Origin of the sequence: Maribacter aestuarii (genome assembly GCF_027474845.2) — a bacterium.
GTDB classification, from domain to species: domain Bacteria; phylum Bacteroidota; class Bacteroidia; order Flavobacteriales; family Flavobacteriaceae; genus Maribacter; species Maribacter aestuarii.
The window spans coordinates 1,561,607-1,578,027 of the sequence record NZ_CP107031.2 but is presented as its reverse complement, the minus strand read 5'-3'; the positions used below and the strand labels follow the sequence as shown (position 1 = coordinate 1,578,027).

The 16,421-nt window shown below is 39.7% G+C and carries 16 protein-coding genes; 7 read left to right on the top strand and 9 right to left on the bottom strand.

What is annotated here, in order from left to right; genetic code table 11:
• From N8A89_RS07185 to N8A89_RS07170, 4 genes are all read right to left on the bottom strand, one after another.
• Positions 1–999 carry a vWA domain-containing protein gene (locus tag N8A89_RS07185; RefSeq protein WP_281541648.1) on the bottom strand — a complete coding sequence of 333 codons (999 nt, stop codon included), beginning with the start codon at positions 997–999 and terminating at the stop codon, positions 1–3.
• Positions 1,000–2,661 carry a hypothetical protein gene (locus N8A89_RS07180; protein ID WP_289645173.1) on the bottom strand — a complete coding sequence of 554 codons (1,662 nt, stop codon included), beginning with the start codon at positions 2,659–2,661 and terminating at the stop codon, positions 1,000–1,002.
• On the bottom strand, positions 2,662–3,528 hold the full coding sequence (locus N8A89_RS07175; RefSeq protein ID WP_281541647.1) for a DUF58 domain-containing protein: 867 nt from the start codon (positions 3,526–3,528) through the stop codon (positions 2,662–2,664).
• 102 nt (positions 3,529–3,630) lie between these two features.
• Positions 3,631–4,632 carry an AAA family ATPase gene (locus N8A89_RS07170; protein WP_281541646.1) on the bottom strand — a complete coding sequence of 334 codons (1,002 nt, stop codon included), beginning with the start codon at positions 4,630–4,632 and terminating at the stop codon, positions 3,631–3,633.
• A gap of 159 nt (positions 4,633–4,791) precedes the next feature.
• Here N8A89_RS07170 and N8A89_RS07165 point away from each other — a divergent pair, with 159 nt between their 5' ends.
• The 3 genes from N8A89_RS07165 to N8A89_RS07155 are packed head-to-tail and all read left to right on the top strand — an operon-like array spanning position 4,792 to position 7,567.
• The gene (locus N8A89_RS07165) at positions 4,792–5,667 is read left to right on the top strand and encodes an aldo/keto reductase (RefSeq protein ID WP_281541645.1); all 876 of its coding nucleotides are present in this window, start codon (positions 4,792–4,794) and stop codon (positions 5,665–5,667) included.
• Between the two features lie 11 nt (positions 5,668–5,678).
• Positions 5,679–6,434, top strand: a complete 756-nt coding sequence (locus N8A89_RS07160; protein ID WP_281541644.1) for an SDR family NAD(P)-dependent oxidoreductase — start codon at positions 5,679–5,681, stop codon at positions 6,432–6,434.
• A complete protein-coding gene (locus N8A89_RS07155) occupies positions 6,431–7,567 on the top strand; it encodes an ATP-binding protein (protein WP_289645172.1) in 1,137 nt (378 codons plus the stop codon). The genes N8A89_RS07160 and N8A89_RS07155 overlap by 4 nt, the downstream gene beginning before the upstream one ends.
• Here the strand turns inward: N8A89_RS07155 and N8A89_RS07150 are convergent.
• Both N8A89_RS07150 and N8A89_RS07145 read right to left on the bottom strand, forming a co-directional pair.
• Complete coding sequence (locus tag N8A89_RS07150) at positions 7,564–9,501, bottom strand: alpha-amylase family protein (RefSeq protein WP_289645171.1); 1,938 nt, start codon at positions 9,499–9,501, stop codon at positions 7,564–7,566. The genes N8A89_RS07155 and N8A89_RS07150 overlap by 4 nt on opposite strands.
• Position 9,502: 1 nt before the next feature.
• Positions 9,503–10,447, bottom strand: coding sequence for a carbohydrate kinase family protein (locus tag N8A89_RS07145; protein ID WP_281541641.1), 945 nt, complete (start codon positions 10,445–10,447; stop codon positions 9,503–9,505).
• Positions 10,448–10,633: 186 nt separating this feature from the next.
• Between N8A89_RS07145 and N8A89_RS07140 the strand changes: the two genes are divergently transcribed.
• The 4 genes from N8A89_RS07140 (at position 10,634) to N8A89_RS07125 (ending at position 14,726) form a co-directional block, all read left to right on the top strand.
• A complete protein-coding gene (locus N8A89_RS07140) occupies positions 10,634–11,770 on the top strand; it encodes an SPFH domain-containing protein (RefSeq protein ID WP_281541640.1) in 1,137 nt (378 codons plus the stop codon).
• Positions 11,771–11,850: 80 nt separating this feature from the next.
• The gene (locus tag N8A89_RS07135) at positions 11,851–12,933 is read left to right on the top strand and encodes a TFIIB-type zinc ribbon-containing protein (protein WP_281541639.1); all 1,083 of its coding nucleotides are present in this window, start codon (positions 11,851–11,853) and stop codon (positions 12,931–12,933) included.
• Entirely contained in the window at positions 12,930–13,664 is a 735-nt protein-coding gene (locus N8A89_RS07130; RefSeq protein WP_281541638.1) for a metallophosphoesterase family protein, read from the top strand. The genes N8A89_RS07135 and N8A89_RS07130 overlap by 4 nt, the downstream gene beginning before the upstream one ends.
• Before the next feature lie 63 nt (positions 13,665–13,727).
• Positions 13,728–14,726, top strand: coding sequence for an acyl-ACP desaturase (locus N8A89_RS07125; protein WP_289645170.1), 999 nt, complete (start codon positions 13,728–13,730; stop codon positions 14,724–14,726).
• A gap of 65 nt (positions 14,727–14,791) precedes the next feature.
• On the opposite strand, the gene N8A89_RS07120 is transcribed toward N8A89_RS07125, so the two are convergent.
• The 3 genes from N8A89_RS07120 to N8A89_RS07110 all read right to left on the bottom strand — a co-directional run bounded on the left by N8A89_RS07120 (position 14,792) and on the right by N8A89_RS07110 (position 15,879).
• The gene (locus N8A89_RS07120; protein ID WP_281541637.1) at positions 14,792–15,346 is read right to left on the bottom strand and encodes a hypothetical protein; all 555 of its coding nucleotides are present in this window, start codon (positions 15,344–15,346) and stop codon (positions 14,792–14,794) included.
• A gap of 64 nt (positions 15,347–15,410) precedes the next feature.
• Complete coding sequence (locus tag N8A89_RS07115; protein ID WP_281541636.1) at positions 15,411–15,551, bottom strand: OmpA family protein; 141 nt, start codon at positions 15,549–15,551, stop codon at positions 15,411–15,413.
• Position 15,552: 1 nt separating this feature from the next.
• Positions 15,553–15,879, bottom strand: a complete 327-nt coding sequence (locus N8A89_RS07110) for a hypothetical protein (RefSeq protein WP_281541635.1) — start codon at positions 15,877–15,879, stop codon at positions 15,553–15,555.
• Positions 15,880–16,421: the final 542 nt, after the last annotated feature.

Below are 16,421 nucleotides of genomic sequence, written 5' to 3'. Positions count from 1 at the left end.
CTATATAAAGCTTCTAAATACCGTATTTCTCAAAATCCATTCCAAAAGTAATAGGGCGCCTGCCAGTAAAACCCATGGTCTAAACCGCTCTTCGTAACGGTAATATTTGAATTCTTCTATCTCCGTTTTCTCCAATTTATTGATTTCATCATAGATTTCTTCAAGGGTCTCATTGTTCGTGGCCCTAAAATATTTTCCTCCTGTCGCTTCTGCAATATCCTTAAGCAACTCCTCATCAATTTCTACTTGGCGCATACCATATCTAAAAGAACCATCGGCATTATACGAAATAGGGGTAAGGGCGTTACCGTTGGTACCCATACCAATTGTGTATGTTTTAATATCAAACTCAATGGCCAGGTCTGCTGCAGTTCTTGGCTCAATAAAGCCAGAATTATTCACTCCATCAGTTAAAAGAATTATAATCTTGCTTTTCGCCTTGCTTTCTTTTAAACGGTTCACAGAGGTTGCCAACCCCATTCCAATTGCGGTTCCATCCTCCAACTGACCATAAGTGATTTCCCGTAAGGCACTTAGTACTATATTCTTATCCGTAGTTATGGGCGTCTTTGTATACCCTTCACCGGCATAGACTACTAACCCAATACGGTCGCTGGGTCTTTTTTTAATGAAATCGGCGGCAACTTTCTTCAATGCGGAAAGTCTATTAGGTTTTAGGTCACGTGCCAACATGCTCGAAGAAACATCAATGGCCATAACAATGTCAATCCCCTTCGTCGTTTTTGTGCGCGTTGAAATATCTTCCGTCTGTGGTCTTGCCATGGCAACAATAATTGCACTAAGGGCGAGCAAGCGCATTATAAAAAGAGCAGGCTTGAGTTTGGGCAAAAGACCCTCGAACTTAAATCCATTAATGCTGGAGATTCTAAGGGCAGCGGTTTCTTCTTTCCGTTTAAATATATACCATAGGATAGCCAGTGGCAGCAACAATAGCAGCCAAAAGAAATCTGGATTCGCAAATGATATATTATCTAACATCTAAACTTCCGTTTTAACCTCTACATTGGTTAGTATTCTATCTACAATTTCTTGGGCGTAAACATCATCATCCAACCAAGTAAGGATAATGTACTGTTGAAACCCCTTACCTCCAAAAAGAAGTACGGTATATTTACCCTTCACCAGTTCCTCGGACTCTGGCACCTTAAATTTTCCACTACCATATACTTTGAGTCCCTTTACGCCACTTAGCGAAGTAAATTCCTCTTGTTTGGTAATAATGTTTTTGGCGCCTTGAGCCTCAAACTGTTTTATAATCTGTTCTATCGTTTGGCCAAAGTCCGGTTCTACTTCTTGGTTTAAGGTTATGGAGGTAGTTCCAATGGTAAACAGACCAATGGCGCTTCTATACCCAAATGCTTGTATATCGGAAATAGTTGCTTTTGCTTCCGGCGGCAGTTTTACCTCCTGACGAACAAGAACTTTAGGAGTTTCCAGAACTATGGGAGGATATCCATAAGAACTTGAAATCCAATCTCCTTCTATAAGCTCTTTGGTAGGATGGCCTAGAACGGTATCCTTTAGATATCCAAATCCGAGCTTAAAGCCAGCGATAGTGGTACCTATCAGGAGTATTGCGGCCAAAGATGCAATACCTACTACAAGCCTTTTCTTTTGTTTTTTGCGTTCCAATTCTTCTTGATATTCGGTTTGCTGCATTAAATCTTCCTCTGTGGGTTCAGGAAGTGCTTCATGGGTCTTGACCACTATTTGCTCTACTAATTTCCTATCCCGTTCCGCTACGCTAGTTGCAGGTTTTGATTTGGCGAATTTCACCAGATCGGCAGTTTGTAGGATATTTTTAAATTGAATGATGGTGTCCGTATCCAACTCCAGCTCACCGGAATCACGTAACAATTCCAACTTTTCAATGAGTTGGTCCGTAGTACTCTCCAAGGCTGATACATGGGCATCTTCCTCCAAATAAGAACGTACAATGTCCGTTAACTCAGAGTAATATTCTTTGTATTCATCCTGAATTAAATATTTGGAGTTTTCTAAACGTTTCAATTCTAGAAGTGCCCGGTCATAGGGAGGTAACAGCGCCTCCTTCTCTTCTTCGGTCAATGGTTTTTTACGTACAAAGAACCAATAAAAAAGACCTCCTAAGACAGCCAAAATTAGGAAACCTATCAAAAGGTATTTCCACCAATCGGGATTGGACTTCTCCACATTGATTAATGGCTTGATATCATACATTTTTTGCGCCACCGTGTCCACTGGAACTGTTTCTACATTAATTAACATGGAGTCCGTAAAATAACCTACCCCATTAATTTCTATACGCTGTGCAGGCAATTTGTAAGCTCCGGAATCAAACTGGGTAAGGGCGTATATTTTTTGTAGGGTAAGCCTATCTTTTTTTCGAGTAGTATCCGTAGCAAAGGCCTCTACGGTCTCCAATGGGGAAAATGTTTGACCTTCAGGGAAAAAAACTTGGTCCGTAGAATCTACATCTACGGTCACCTTCCATTGTATTTGTTCACCGATTTTAATGTAGGTGGTATCTACTGCGGATTTGATTTTTGGAGACGTCTGCGAATGCCCCACGGATGTAATTATGAAAATGAGTAAAGTAAGCAAGCGCATAGCGTATGCAGTCACTTTAGTACTTCGTAGACAATACTTGGTACTTCTCATTTATCCTCTTCGTTTAAAAAATCCCAGTAGTTTTTTCACATAACTTTCATCGACCCTGCAGTCCAAAACCCCGCAGCCAGATTTGGTAAAGGTTTCCTTAAAATAGTTTACCCTCTCCCTATGAAATTCTGCATAGGCATAACGAATTTTTTTAGATTGGGTATTAACCAATTTTAATTTTCCGCTTTCGGCATCCATCATCTGGACCATACCCAGACTTGGAATACTTTCTTCTCGTACATCATAAACCCGTATTCCAGTGACATCGTGTTTGTTGCCGGTAATCTTTAGAGTTCGCTCGTAATCCGAGGCGATAAAATCTGAAAGCACAAAGACTATGGCTTTCTTCTTCATAACGTTGGTGAGGTACTTTAAAGCTTCGGCGATATCTGTTTTGTTGCTTTGTGGTTTAAATTCGAGTAGTTCCCTAATTATCCTCAAGACGTGCGTTTTTCCTTTTTTAGGTGGGATAAAAAGCTCTACCTGATCCGAAAACAGGATAAGCCCTACTTTATCGTTATTCTGTAGAGCGCTAAAGGCTAAGGTAGCAGAAATTTCGGTAACGATTTCGTTCTTGAATTGGTTGGTTGTCCCAAAGAGTTCCGACCCACTTACGTCCACCACCAACATCATGGTCAGTTCCCGTTCTTCCTCAAAAATTTTAACGTACGGCTCGTTATACCTAGCGGTAACGTTCCAGTCAATACTGCGCACATCGTCCCCAAATTGATATTGCCGTACTTCACTAAAGGTCATTCCCCTTCCTTTGAACGTAGAATGATATTCCCCACCAAATATATGGTCGGAAAGACGACGGGTCTTTATCTCAATTTTACGTACTTTTTTGAGTAACTCTTTAGTATCCATTCTCTTCAGTAGACAGGTATTAGTATACAGTGATCAGTAAGAGGTCAACATTAATTTTTTCAAAATAGAATGTCGACTTTTCTCAGATAACCGTGAACTGATTTATGGTACTTCAATCTCGTTAACAATCTTATTGATTATTTCTTCGGAAGTAATATTTTCGGCTTCCGCCTCGTATGTAATCCCAATTCTGTGCCTCAGGACATCATGCACAACGGCCCTAACATCTTCGGGCACCACATAACCTCTACGCTTTATGAATGCATAACATTTGGCAGCGTTACCTAGGTTGATACTTCCCCTTGGCGATGCTCCAAAACTGATGAGGGGTTTCAGGTTCTCTAGATTATATTTTTCAGGATATCTGGTAGCAAAAACAATATCTAAAATATACTTTTCAATTTTTTCGTCCATGTAGACCTCACGGACCGCCTGCTGGGCACTAAGTATTTGCTTTAAGGAAACTACGGGTTTTACTGTCTCGTACGCCCCCAAAAGGTTCTGGCGCATTATCATTTGCTCCTCGTTCATCTTAGGATAGTCGATTACCGTTTTTAGCATAAAACGGTCTACCTGAGCTTCTGGCAAAGGATAGGTTCCTTCTTGTTCTACCGGGTTTTGTGTGGCCATGACCAAGAAGGGTTTATCCAGGATAAAGGTTTCATCCCCAATGGTAACCTGCTTTTCCTGCATGGCTTCCAATAACGCCGATTGTACCTTGGCCGGGGCACGGTTAATCTCATCCGCCAAAACGAAGTTGGCAAATATGGGTCCCTTTTTTATGGAGAAATCGTTCTCCTTCATATTGTATATCATGGTACCTACTACATCGGCCGGTAACAAATCTGGTGTAAATTGTATTCTGCTGAAACTTCCTTTTACGGCTTTCGCCAAAGTATTGATGGCCAATGTTTTTGCCAAACCGGGAACACCTTCCAATAAGATGTGACCCTGGCCCAATAGCCCAATAAGCAACCTTTCTACCATGTGCTTTTGACCTACGATCACCTTATTCATTTCTAAAATAAGTAAGTCAATAAAAGCACTTTCTTGGGCAATTTTTTCGTTTACCGCACTAACGTCTACAGTTGTATTTTCTTCCATTTAACAGTTTAAATTTTTGGTGTTGGTTGGTTATGATTTTAACAGTTGTGCAAATTGAAAATTTATTCATTGAGTAGCTGTTAACGATTGGTTAAAAAAAGGGAAAACCCCCTATTTTTATGAAGGATTTAAGGGATTTCTTTTTAATTTCACTGGCTTATGAAAGAGACATCCAAGTATTCCAGAATTATTGCTGGCACCATGACATGGGGCAATTGGGGAAAAGAGCTTTCTACCGCTGAAATGGAGTTATTAATGCACCGATGTTTGGAGCTTGATATAACCACCTTTGACCATGCTGATATTTATGGTGATTATACCAATGAGGAACAGTTTGGTAAAGCCTTTGGGAAAAGTGCCATAAAGCGGGAGAATATCCAATTGATTAGCAAATGCGGCATTCAATTCGACTCAGAAACAAGAAAGAATGAAGTAAAGCATTACAATTACGGGAGTGATTATATTCTGTGGTCTGCCGAAAGGTCACTGAAATTGCTGCAAACAGAATATTTGGACCTCTTGCTATTACACAGGCCTAGTCCTTTGATGCATCCGGATGAGATTTCCCAAGCCGTTCATAAACTTAAAAAAGAGGGAAAAATCAGGCAATTTGGGGTGTCTAATTTTACGCCGTCTCAAATAGCGCTCTTAGAGACGAGGCTTCCCGTAGAGGCCAATCAAGTAGAATTTTCGCTAACTGCGAATGAGGTAATGTATGAAGGGACTTTGGACGATTGTCTTACAAAGCATCGCCTTGCCATGTCTTGGAGCCCCCTGGGATTATATTTTAAGGAAAAAACAAAACAAACAACTCGAATTAAAAAGATCTTAAAAGAGCTTTCAAAGAAATACGAAGCCACAGAGGACCAACTCCTGTTGGCCTGGATTCTAAAGCACCCTGCAAATATTCATCCTGTTGTGGGAACCGCTACCCCAGATCGGCTAGCGCTGTCAATGGAGGCGGTCAAATTGAAAATGGAGCTAGATGACTGGTTTATTCTTTTAGAGGCCAGTAACGGATATGAAGTGGCTTAAAATTTTATACTATGATGAAAACAGCATTTATTACCGGGGCCACTAGTGGCATAGGGAAAGCCACAGCTGAGCTTTTCGCCAAGCAAAAAATTCGCTTGGTACTTTGTGGGAGAAGACAGGAACGTTTGGAAGATTTAAAAAATCAATTGGGTGCCAAAACTGATGTTCATATCTTGAATTTTGACATTCGGGACAAAATTGCCGTGCAACAAGCTGTGAAAGGGCTTCCAGAGGACTTTTCAAAAATTGACATTCTTATAAACAATGCTGGAAACGCACATGGTTTGGACACTATCCAAGAGGGTAATTTGGAGGATTGGGATGCCATGTTGGACATTAATGTAAAAGGGTTATTGTATGTATCCAAGGCATTACTTCCTCAAATGATCAATCGAAAGGCAGGCCATATTATCAATATTGGTTCTACCGCAGGGAAAGAGGTATATCCCAAAGGCAATGTTTACTGTGCCAGTAAGCATGCCGTAGACGCTATTAATCAAGGAATGCGAATAGATTTAAATGGACTTGGAATACGGGTTGGAGCCGTGAATCCCGGCTTAGTAGAAACAGAGTTCAGTAATGTAAGGTTTAAGGGTGATGAAAAAAGAGCTGAAACCGTTTATAAGGGATTTCAGCCTTTGAAACCGGAAGATATCGCAGATATCATACATTTTGTGATCACGAGGCCATATCATGTAAATATTGCGGATTTGGTCGTTATGCCTACGGCACAGGCTTCATCAACAATTGTCAACAAAGATTTATGATCAATAAGCGATTATTGGTTAAAAACTTACTCGCTCATAACGACGAAAATAGTTTTTATGATAAAAAGCGATATATAGCCATTGGCGAAAGAGAAGGCAAGGCAAAATTTTTAAAGCATGTTTGCGCTCTGGCAAATAGTAACCCAAGGAACAATTCCTTCGTTGTTGTTGGAGTGGAAGACGAAGATAACAAGATTGTTGGCGTAGATTTCTTTGATGACAGTAAGATTCAGAATCTGGTAAACGCATATCTGGACAATCCTCCTTTAATCTCTTATGAGAACATACCCTTTCCACACCTTCCGGAAGGGAAAGTCGTAGGTTTGGTGACCATCACTTCTAATGGCAAAGTTTGCGCTCTTCGTAGGAATATTTGGAAGTACTATGGGGGCACCGTCTATTTTAGGGAAGGAAGTATCAGCTTGCCAAAAGCAGATGGAATTGAACTTAAGGACATAAATTCCAAAGTGGTCGCTACCATAGAACAGCATGCTCGGAATAATATTGAACTTACGCTGGACGGCGTAATTGATTTTATGAATAATCGGCATAAAGACCTTGAAAGCGATTATAAAGTTTTTAAGGAGCAGTTCGTAGTTTGCTGGGCAGGAAAGAAAAAAACGGTCAAAGGCGAAACCTATTACTACCGTGTTGACATTGAATTGATCAATGAACAGGTCAAACTATTTTACTCCAACTTGGACGAGGTTACCATATCCTACGATGACCATTCGTTTAAAACAATCGAGTTCGTACAATTGGGGCTAGGCAAAAAACAGAAGTATTATCCTTTGGAGGAAGTGGTGATTAATTTTAAGGACAACGGTAAGTATCAAATACAATCCGAACTTGTTTTTTCACCTCCTGAATACGATAAGAAAACATTACACCATATTTTCAACGCTAACAACAGTTTACTCTTTAAAATTGAAAAAAATATAGCACTGAACCCTTCCGAAAAGGAGGATTTGAATCATTTATCAGATACGTATCTCATTAGTTATTTAAACGGATTTGAAGAGGCGAAAACAAAACTAGAAAAGGGTAGAAAATTGGTAAAAGAGAATTTTCCCGAAGTTTATGATTCGTTCAAAGAGGCACTTCGTATCATTAGAAAAGTAAAGTACAACTAATCAATTGTAATCCACAGATGTTGATAAGGGCTCAGTTTTAAGCGCCCTTCATTCAGCACAAGATCTTTCTTAGTAATGAGGTCTTTAGGATTTCTGCCAAAAGATATTCCAATAGAGAACAACCAAGCCACTTCTAGAAACTGTGTCTCTTCATCAAAATTGGATACAACCCATAAACCACCGCTTTCTCTTGTGCGCTCAAAGACGAAAACATGGCTATTAGAAGAAGGATGTAGGACCAAGTTATTGTTATCTGCTAACAGTGGTAACCCTTTACGCAATTGTATCAATTTCTTCAGGCCACTATAGATTTTGTAACTATGGTTTTTTTTCGATTTGAGCTTGTCCACAATTTTCCAATCCTGTACGGGCCTGTTTACCCATCTACTATCGTTTTTATGTTCTTCGTTGGTCCGGAAAGAGTAATCGTTCAATGTTCCTATTTCGTCTCCCATGTAAATCACAGGAATTCCCCCATAAGAGAGAATAATACCATGTAACATCAAAATTTTAGCAATAGATAGGTTAATTGCCACCTTATCCTTTTCCTCCAAAGCTTTTTCCAGCCCCAGGAGGGAAGCTGCACTTCCTGTAATTCTACCATCCCCGTTTTTAGGATTATACATAAAAATTAATCCTTTTGCCGGAGACCATTCCAAGCCTTGGCAATAGTAATCCAGTAGAAACTTTCTGTGGGCATTGGGGTTCCACCCCATGTCCCTTATGAAATCATCGTCATATCCCAAACCGATATCGTCATGACAGCGGATGTAATTGATCCATGTCGCATCGTTTGGCTTGGCAGGGATTTCCATAAGACTTTTATAGAGCAAAGAAGTCTGTTTTGTAGCGATAGAATTCCAAAGGAGGGCCATTAAAGAAGCATTATAGGCCACTTCACACTCGTTGCCTTCTAAAATTCCCTCCCCAAAATATTTTATAATATTTCTAGGGGCCACTATGGCCTCCGCTAAGAGTATGACCCCAGGGGCAATTACTTGAAGACATAACCTAAACAGGGAAATTAATTGATGGGCTTCCGGCAGGTTCTGGGAAATGGTACCTAGTTTTTTCCAGAGAAAGGCCAAAGCATCAAAGCGCACCACGTCTATTCCCATATTTGCCATTTTTACCAAATTGCCTAGCATTTCAATAAAAACCTCGGGATTGGAGTAGTTCAGGTCCCATTGATAACTATTAAAACAGGTCATGACCCATTTATCCATCTCCGGGACATGGGTAAAACTGCCAGGAGCGGATTCAGGGAAAATTTCAGGTAATGTTTTTTCGAACTCATCCGGAATAGTCCTATCGGGATAGGTATAATAATAATTTTGATACTTTTCATCTCCTGCCTTAGCCTTTTTGGCCCAACTAAATTCATCTGAAGTATGGTTTACCACAAAATCCAGCATAAGAAGAATATTCTTAGATCTTGCTAAAGCGGTAAGCGCTAGAAAATCGGCTTTTGTTCCAAATTTAGGGTCAATTTCATGATAATTGTTTACAGCATAACCTCCATCACTTTCTCCACTAGGTCTGGTTGTTATCGGCATTATATGGAGAAAATTTATACCAAGATTATTCAAATAGGAAAGCTTATTCACTAATCCGTTAAGGTCTTTGTTGAAGCGATCCACATATAACTGCATACCTACCAATCGTTCGTTTTGATACCAATTTCCTTGCTCTATTCTTTTTAGGTCTAGCGTTTTAAGCTCGTCCGGTCTCAGTTCAAATAATTGCTCCATCGAATCCAAAAGATTATGGAAATGGATTTTATTTTTTAAAGATTCTGGATATAGGGAGAAGAACAACGTTTTTATTAGGGATAAATTCGTCGCCAATCGTATATTGAATAAATCTTCTGTAGGATGTGTACCCTTTATGCCCTCTTTAGAAGTTAAAAGGCGATGTAATGCAGCTTGGTTCATGCTAGGATACGAGTTGGTTTTGGGTTGGTAGCGCGTTTATTGCACCATATTTGGTGGTCGTAATTGCACCAGCTCTGTTTGCCAAAGCAACCATATCTCTTAATGTTTCAGGTTTCTCATGTAGTTTATCCCAGTTGTCCAGTCCCGAAATTTGCTTTAACAAACATCCAATGAAAGCATCCCCTGCGCCAGTAGTATCAACCGGGTCTACTTTAATGCTTTTAACTGTGGTCTTAAAATTAGCCATACTTATATAAGTGCCATCCCCACCTAATGTTATAACAATAATTGGTGCCCCAATGTCATGAAGGTATTGGCAGGCTTCTTCTAGTGTATCCATCTTGGAGATGAGAAAAGCCTCATCTAAACTAAATTTACACAAGTTCGATTTTTGAATAAAAGGCATACATTTTTTAATGAAAATATCCTCTTTTCCTTTCCATAGGTCTACTCGGTAATTAGGGTCAAAACTTATGAATGATTTTTGCGTTAGCGCATCAAAAAAGTACCTATTATAAGCGTCCTCCAAGTTACCGCCAAGTAGTGCTGTTGCAGCACCAAAGTGTACCATGTTATCTTTGAATTTAATTTTTAGGGAAGAATCATATTTTAACTCCCTATCCGCTCCTCTGCTAAACACAAAATCTCTTTCACCATCTTCATCATTGGAGACAAAAGCCATAGTGGTAAAAACTTCAGATTTTTGAACCAATGAAATATCTACTTCCGCTTCCTCTAGTACATTTAGAAGGAACTTGCCAAAAGGGTCGTCTCCTACACACCCAATAAAAATACCCTTACCTCCAAGCTTACTAATTGCACAGGCTACATTGGCAGGTGCACCACCAGCTTTTTTAGAAAATTCGTTGGCCTTGGACAAATCTTTTCCCTGTTTTTCAGCAACGAAGTCTATAAGTAGCTCACCTATGCAATAAATGTTTTTCATGCGGTTTTAATTTTTCAATTTATCTAAATTAATTAGAAAAAGTAGCTTAAAGCATAATTTTAATGGTTATTGTTCAAATTATGCCGTAAGCCAAGCATGCAAACGTTGTAGTAGTTTTTGCATCCAATCTTGTGACGAAGAATAGAATTCCCTACCTTTTTGATGTAATTGAAAATAAATAAGAAAATGAGCATCTTCGACGAAATCAAGAAAAAACTAAGCCATGAATTTATAGACATAATTGAATGGCTGGACACTACCAATGATACCATTGTATATCGATTTGAAAGGTACCAGAACGAAATAAAAAATAATGCACAACTTATTGTTCGTGAAGGCCAGACCGCAGTTTTCGTCAATGAAGGACAACTTGCCGATGTTTTCAAACCGGGAACCTATACTTTGAACACAAAAAATTTACCCATCCTAACTACGTTAAAAGGATGGAAATATGGTTTTGATAGTCCTTTTAAAGCTGAGGTCTATTTTGTGAACACCCGCCTTTTTACAGATGAAAAATGGGGAACCAAAAATCCATTCATGTTAAGCGATGACCGTTTTGGACTGGTAGAAATCCGCGCTTTTGGCACTTACAGTTTTAGAATTAGTGACCCGGGTAAATTTGTGGTGGACGTTGTTGGTACGGATGGTAATTTTACGAACTACGAGATCAATGAACATCTGAAGAGCCTTATCGTAACCCGATTTACGGACACAATTGGAGAAGCTAACCTGCCCATTGAACTTTACGCAGCTAATACGAGTGAGCTTTCGGAGACTTGTCAGCAAGTGATGCAGCCCGAGTTTGGTCGGGTGGGTATTGAGCTGGAGAAATTTTATATAGAAAATGTCTCCATGCCAGAAGAGCTGAAAAAAGAGATTTTTGAATACAGCCGTCTGGATAAACTGGATATGACAAAATTGGCACAGTTTAAGGCTGCTAAAGCAATGGAAGCAGCGGCTAAGAACGAAGGTGGCACGGCAGGCGCCGGCATGGGAATGGGAATGGGTTTTGTACTGGCTCAACAAATGGGAAGCATGATGGGACAACCGACAGGACAACCTTTTGGTGCGCAACCCCAACAAGCTCAAGCAGCCCCTCCTCCTGTTCCTGTGCAAGTGAGTTATTACTATGCGGTAAATGGCCAACAATCAGGACCGGTATCTTTTGATAAATTAAAAGAGCTGTTCGCCAGTAGAACCATAAATAGGGATTCTTTGATTTGGAAACAGGGAATGGCCAATTGGACTAGTTTAAAGGATATTGAAGAGTTGAAGTCTTTTCTAGGAGGAAATACTCCACCACCATTACCTTCTAATTAGGGGTCATTATTATTATTGTTGAAGCAATCTACAATAAGTGATGGACGCCTCCATGAACTGTACATGACACAATTTAATCGATGCAAGACATTCAAAATTCCGAGCATAAAAAGGCCTGTGCCAACTGTGGGGCCGAATTAAAGTTCAAACCCGGTTCCCACCAACTTCAGTGTGCCTATTGTGGCTACGAGGAATTCATTGAACAGTCCAAAAGTAGTTTTGAGGAATTGGAACTGGAGCACTATTTAAAGATAGTTGGGGAAAATGCCTATACCGAGACTATTGAGTTACTCCACTGCAAAAATTGCGGGGCCAACCAACATGTAGAGGAGAACTATAAATCTTTAGATTGTGTTTATTGCGGGGAACCTTTAATTCGTGAGGATGTAGAAACCGAGGGTTGGATTTTACCGAGTGCTCTGGTGCCTTTTCAGTTGGACGTAAAAGAAGCAAGGGCAATTTTCAAAACTTGGGTTAGAAGCCTTTGGTTTGCCCCTGATAATCTCAAAAAGGCTGCCTTGAATCCGGAAGGATTGCATGGTTTATACCTGCCCTATTGGACCTTTGATGCCAACCTTTTTGCTTCCTATCAAGGACAAAGAGGAGATTATTATTATGAGACCCAAACCTACAATACCGATAAAGGGAAAAGAACGAGACAGGTGCGAAAAACTAAATGGACATATGCATCCGGTACAGTTAACGGTTTTGTGGATGATATTCTCATAAATGCGTCCCAAAAAAAGAGCAGGGAAATTCCTTCTAAAATTGCCTTCTGGAATTTAAAGGAGATGGTGGTTTTCAACTCCAAGTACTTGTCGGGGTTTGTAACGGAAAAATATACTATTTCCTTGAAGGATGGCCATCACCAATCCTTTCAGAAAGCAAAAAATATTGCTTACAACTGGATACGAAGGGACATCGGTGGAGATACACAACGCATTGCCAATGCAGATATCAAACTATCCGATGAAACTTTTAAACATATTTTATTACCGGTCTACATTAGTTCCTATCGTTATAATGGGAAAGAATTTCATTTCTACATTAACGGGCAATCCGGAGTTTTGAGTGGAAGTAGGCCTTATTCTTTCTGGAAAATTTTCTTTTTAGTAGTTTTCATTCTTGTGGTCATAGGACTAATTGCGATTTTTGCAAAATGATTTCAGGACGAACATTAGTTATAGGGGATATTCATTCAGGCCTAAAGGCCTTGCAACAAGTATTGAAGAGAGTTGAAATTACAACTAGGGATACCCTAATTTTTTTAGGGGATTACATAGACGGATGGAGCCAAGCCGTTGAAACAGTGAATTTTTTACTAGACTTGGATAAGACATACCGCTGTGTATTTCTCCGCGGTAATCACGATGAACTTTGTTACCAGTGGCTTGTTAACACTACGGATAACCCTACGTGGTTAATGCATGGTGGGGAGGCCACCGCAAAGTCCTACGAAAATATAGAACAACAAACCAAGGCAGCACATATTAGGTTTTATGAGAGTCTCAAGAACTATTATTTGGATGATGACCAAAGATTGTTCCTTCATGCGGGTTTTACCAACCTCAAAGGGATAGAACATGAGTATTTTACGAAAACCTTTTATTGGGACAGGACACTTTGGGAATTAGCGATGTCCTTAAATCCGAACTTGAACGAAAATGACCTACATTACCCTAAGAGGCTAACCAACTATAAAGAAATTTATATTGGCCACACCCCAGTAACGAGAATGGGTAAAACTACCCCACAGAAGGGGGCTAATGTATGGAATATTGATACAGGAGCCGCTTTCATGGGACCATTGACAATAATGGACGTAAACACCAAAAAATATTGGCAAAGTGATCCGGTCCATACATTTTATCCTGATGAAACTGGTAGAAATTGAAAAATGAAGTTAAATACGCCCTAAATCCGTATATTATTAACGAACTTTGATAAAAATTGTAGTATGGTCGAAAAAAATATAAGACTAGAAGTCATGCAGGCGCTTGAGCCTAAGGTAGAAGGATTCATGGATTCTTTTCTTATTCCTATTGCCGATATTTGGCAACCGACCGATTTTCTACCCGATTCAGATAAAGACGGTTTTTTGGAAGAAGTGAAGGATCTGCGTGAAGAAAGCAAGGAATTGGGTTACGATTTTTGGGTGACTATGGTCGCGGACACAATTACCGAGGAAGCGTTGCCAACCTACGAATCTTGGTTGATGGATGTGGTGGGCATAGACCAACATGGTGATCATAAGACCAATGGTTGGGCAAAGTGGGTGCGCGCTTGGACAGGGGAAGAAAATAGGCATGGTGATGTTTTGAACAAATATTTGTATTTATCCGGAAGGGTAAATATGAGAGAGGTAGAGATTACGACACAACACTTAATTTCTGATGGCTTTGACATTGGTACTGATCGTGATCCTTACAAGAATTTTGTGTATACATCTTTTCAAGAATTGGCCACCAATATTTCGCACAAACGTGTCGGACAGATGGCGAAGAAAAAAGGAAACGCCTTACTGGGAAAAATGTGTACCATTATCGCAGGTGACGAAATGCGCCATCATTTGGCCTACAGGGAATTTGTTAAAACCATATTTGGCGAGGATCCATCAGGGATGATGCTGGCCTTTGCAGATATGATGAAGAAAAAAATTGTGATGCCCGCCCATTTTTTAAGGGAATCTGGCGGAACTATTGGATCAGCGTTTGAAAACTTCTCCAATTGTGCACAACGCCTTGGGGTTTACACGGCACAGGATTATGTGGATATATTGAAGAAGCTAAATACCTATTGGGAATTAGACACTATTCGCTCGCTTAACGAGGAGGCCGAAAAGGCTAGGGATTACCTGATTAAATTACCGGCACGACTGGAACGTATTGCCGAGCGTATGAAATTTCCCGAAGACCAATACCACTTTAAGTGGGTAGAAGCAAACGGAGCATTATAGATTTAAAATATTAAAAACAAAAAACCCGATCTGTTTCAGATCGGGTTTTTTGTTTTGGTATGTAATTATAATTTTCCGTGGTCATGCTCTTCTTGCCATTTGAACAGTTCTGCCCATTTGCCTTCGTAGCACATTTTTGCTTGCATGGGCCAGGAGGCTGGATCATGTATCTGATATCTTTTTCCTCCTGTATCCAGTACTTTTTGGCAGTCTGCAACAGAAGCGTCGGACAACGCTTTCCATGTTTTTATTCCTGAATCCTTGAACATACCTTCTATTTTGGGTCCAATGCCTTCTATAACTTTAAGGTCGTCCTGTTTTATGGTCTTGCCAAAAACAGCTTTTGCAGCGGCTGCGTCAAAGGGAGTGGAAGCAACTGCAGCACCAGCCGCAAAAGAAGCAGCCGAAGCCCCTAGGTTACTGCTTGCGGATGCTTTCTTGTAACAGGCCTCTAAATCTGCCTTTAGTTTCGCATTCTTATCCTGTAATATTTTAATTTCAGCAGAGTTGTCAATAGTGGTATTTCCACTCTTACCTATTAGATAACCCAAAATTCCGCAGATTACTCCAACCAATAGGGGAATTAACCAGCACCAGATATTCATAGTCTCAAAATTCATAATCTTATTATTTAATGTTTAGTGATTTATTCTTTAGTTGAGGGTAACTACGGTTCGTCTATTTTTAGACCTGCCTTTGCTCTGTGGCATTGCTCTCAACTAAATCTGTTTGTTCTTTAGAAGAAACATCAATTTTAGCTTCCGAAATGCCGTTCCGCGTAAAATAGTCTTTTGCGAAATTGGCACTGTCTAGTCCAAGTTTCATATTAGTCGTACCATTCGTGTAGCATCGAGTTATATTGAAAACTTTTTAAACTGTTGATACCAGCTTTCATATTTCCATGCAAAGGCATCAATATGGAAGATGAGGAGTTTTTAGAATTAAAGTTGTCATTGCTATTATAAGCATAATTCCCGTCACTAAAAGCTAAAGGAAAGGACGTGGCCTCTGGTTCAGCCGGCATCACCGTTTCTTCGAGAGGTTCATCAGGTACATCAACGCTGCCACATTCGCTACAGTAGGTAATGTAAAAGTAGGTCCCCGCCAGAATGGTAATTAACATCAGTAGTAGATTTGTTGTTGTTTTCGTCATTGTTGAGGAATGTTTAGTGTTCGTTTCACAATGTATTAAAAAAATCTTAAAATTTTAAGGTTTCAGTCTTCTTAATTACTGGTAATCAGGAGGGAGTAATTTTTCCGATTATAGCGAATACCTATCCATTCATACAAATAAATGACTATAGTATGTAATTCATGTTTTTTGAAACTTACATTATTCCGAACTTACAGTAATAATAAATACGCTATCGCTCCCGATAAAGTTTCGGCATTGGGATGGCAGTTTATTATCTATTTGAGTTAGTTGGTTTTAGAACAGGCCCCATGATTATGCAAGTTATGGGGCTTTTTCGAACCCCACATTAGACTATATCCCATTCATACAATTTCAGCCTCCATTGATACAGATAAAAATTTTTTTCTTTCTAAAATGGGTATATTAAATGAAGAATCACGGAAAATGAAAACACTTAAGAAGAAACTGGTTAATTTTTTCAAGTTTATGTGTATGGTTGTGCTGCTGGGGACGCAGTCATTGTTGCATGGAAGCTGGTCAAACACCGATTCTGAACAAGA

Coding starts and splice junctions, on each gene's coding strand:
- N8A89_RS07185 (WP_281541648.1), bottom strand. CDS start 999: ATGTTAGATAATATATCATTTGCGAATCCAGATTTCTTTTGGCTGCTA.
- N8A89_RS07180 (WP_289645173.1), bottom strand. CDS start 2,661: ATGAGAAGTACCAAGTATTGTCTACGAAGTACTAAAGTGACTGCATAC.
- N8A89_RS07175 (WP_281541647.1), bottom strand. CDS start 3,528: ATGGATACTAAAGAGTTACTCAAAAAAGTACGTAAAATTGAGATAAAG.
- N8A89_RS07170 (WP_281541646.1), bottom strand. CDS start 4,632: ATGGAAGAAAATACAACTGTAGACGTTAGTGCGGTAAACGAAAAAATT.
- N8A89_RS07165 (WP_281541645.1), top strand. CDS start 4,792: ATGAAAGAGACATCCAAGTATTCCAGAATTATTGCTGGCACCATGACA.
- N8A89_RS07160 (WP_281541644.1), top strand. CDS start 5,679: ATGATGAAAACAGCATTTATTACCGGGGCCACTAGTGGCATAGGGAAA.
- N8A89_RS07155 (WP_289645172.1), top strand. CDS start 6,431: ATGATCAATAAGCGATTATTGGTTAAAAACTTACTCGCTCATAACGAC.
- N8A89_RS07150 (WP_289645171.1), bottom strand. CDS start 9,501: ATGAACCAAGCTGCATTACATCGCCTTTTAACTTCTAAAGAGGGCATA.
- N8A89_RS07145 (WP_281541641.1), bottom strand. CDS start 10,447: ATGAAAAACATTTATTGCATAGGTGAGCTACTTATAGACTTCGTTGCT.
- N8A89_RS07140 (WP_281541640.1), top strand. CDS start 10,634: ATGAGCATCTTCGACGAAATCAAGAAAAAACTAAGCCATGAATTTATA.
- N8A89_RS07135 (WP_281541639.1), top strand. CDS start 11,851: ATGCAAGACATTCAAAATTCCGAGCATAAAAAGGCCTGTGCCAACTGT.
- N8A89_RS07130 (WP_281541638.1), top strand. CDS start 12,930: ATGATTTCAGGACGAACATTAGTTATAGGGGATATTCATTCAGGCCTA.
- N8A89_RS07125 (WP_289645170.1), top strand. CDS start 13,728: ATGGTCGAAAAAAATATAAGACTAGAAGTCATGCAGGCGCTTGAGCCT.
- N8A89_RS07120 (WP_281541637.1), bottom strand. CDS start 15,346: ATGAATTTTGAGACTATGAATATCTGGTGCTGGTTAATTCCCCTATTG.
- N8A89_RS07115 (WP_281541636.1), bottom strand. CDS start 15,551: ATGAAACTTGGACTAGACAGTGCCAATTTCGCAAAAGACTATTTTACG.
- N8A89_RS07110 (WP_281541635.1), bottom strand. CDS start 15,879: ATGACGAAAACAACAACAAATCTACTACTGATGTTAATTACCATTCTG.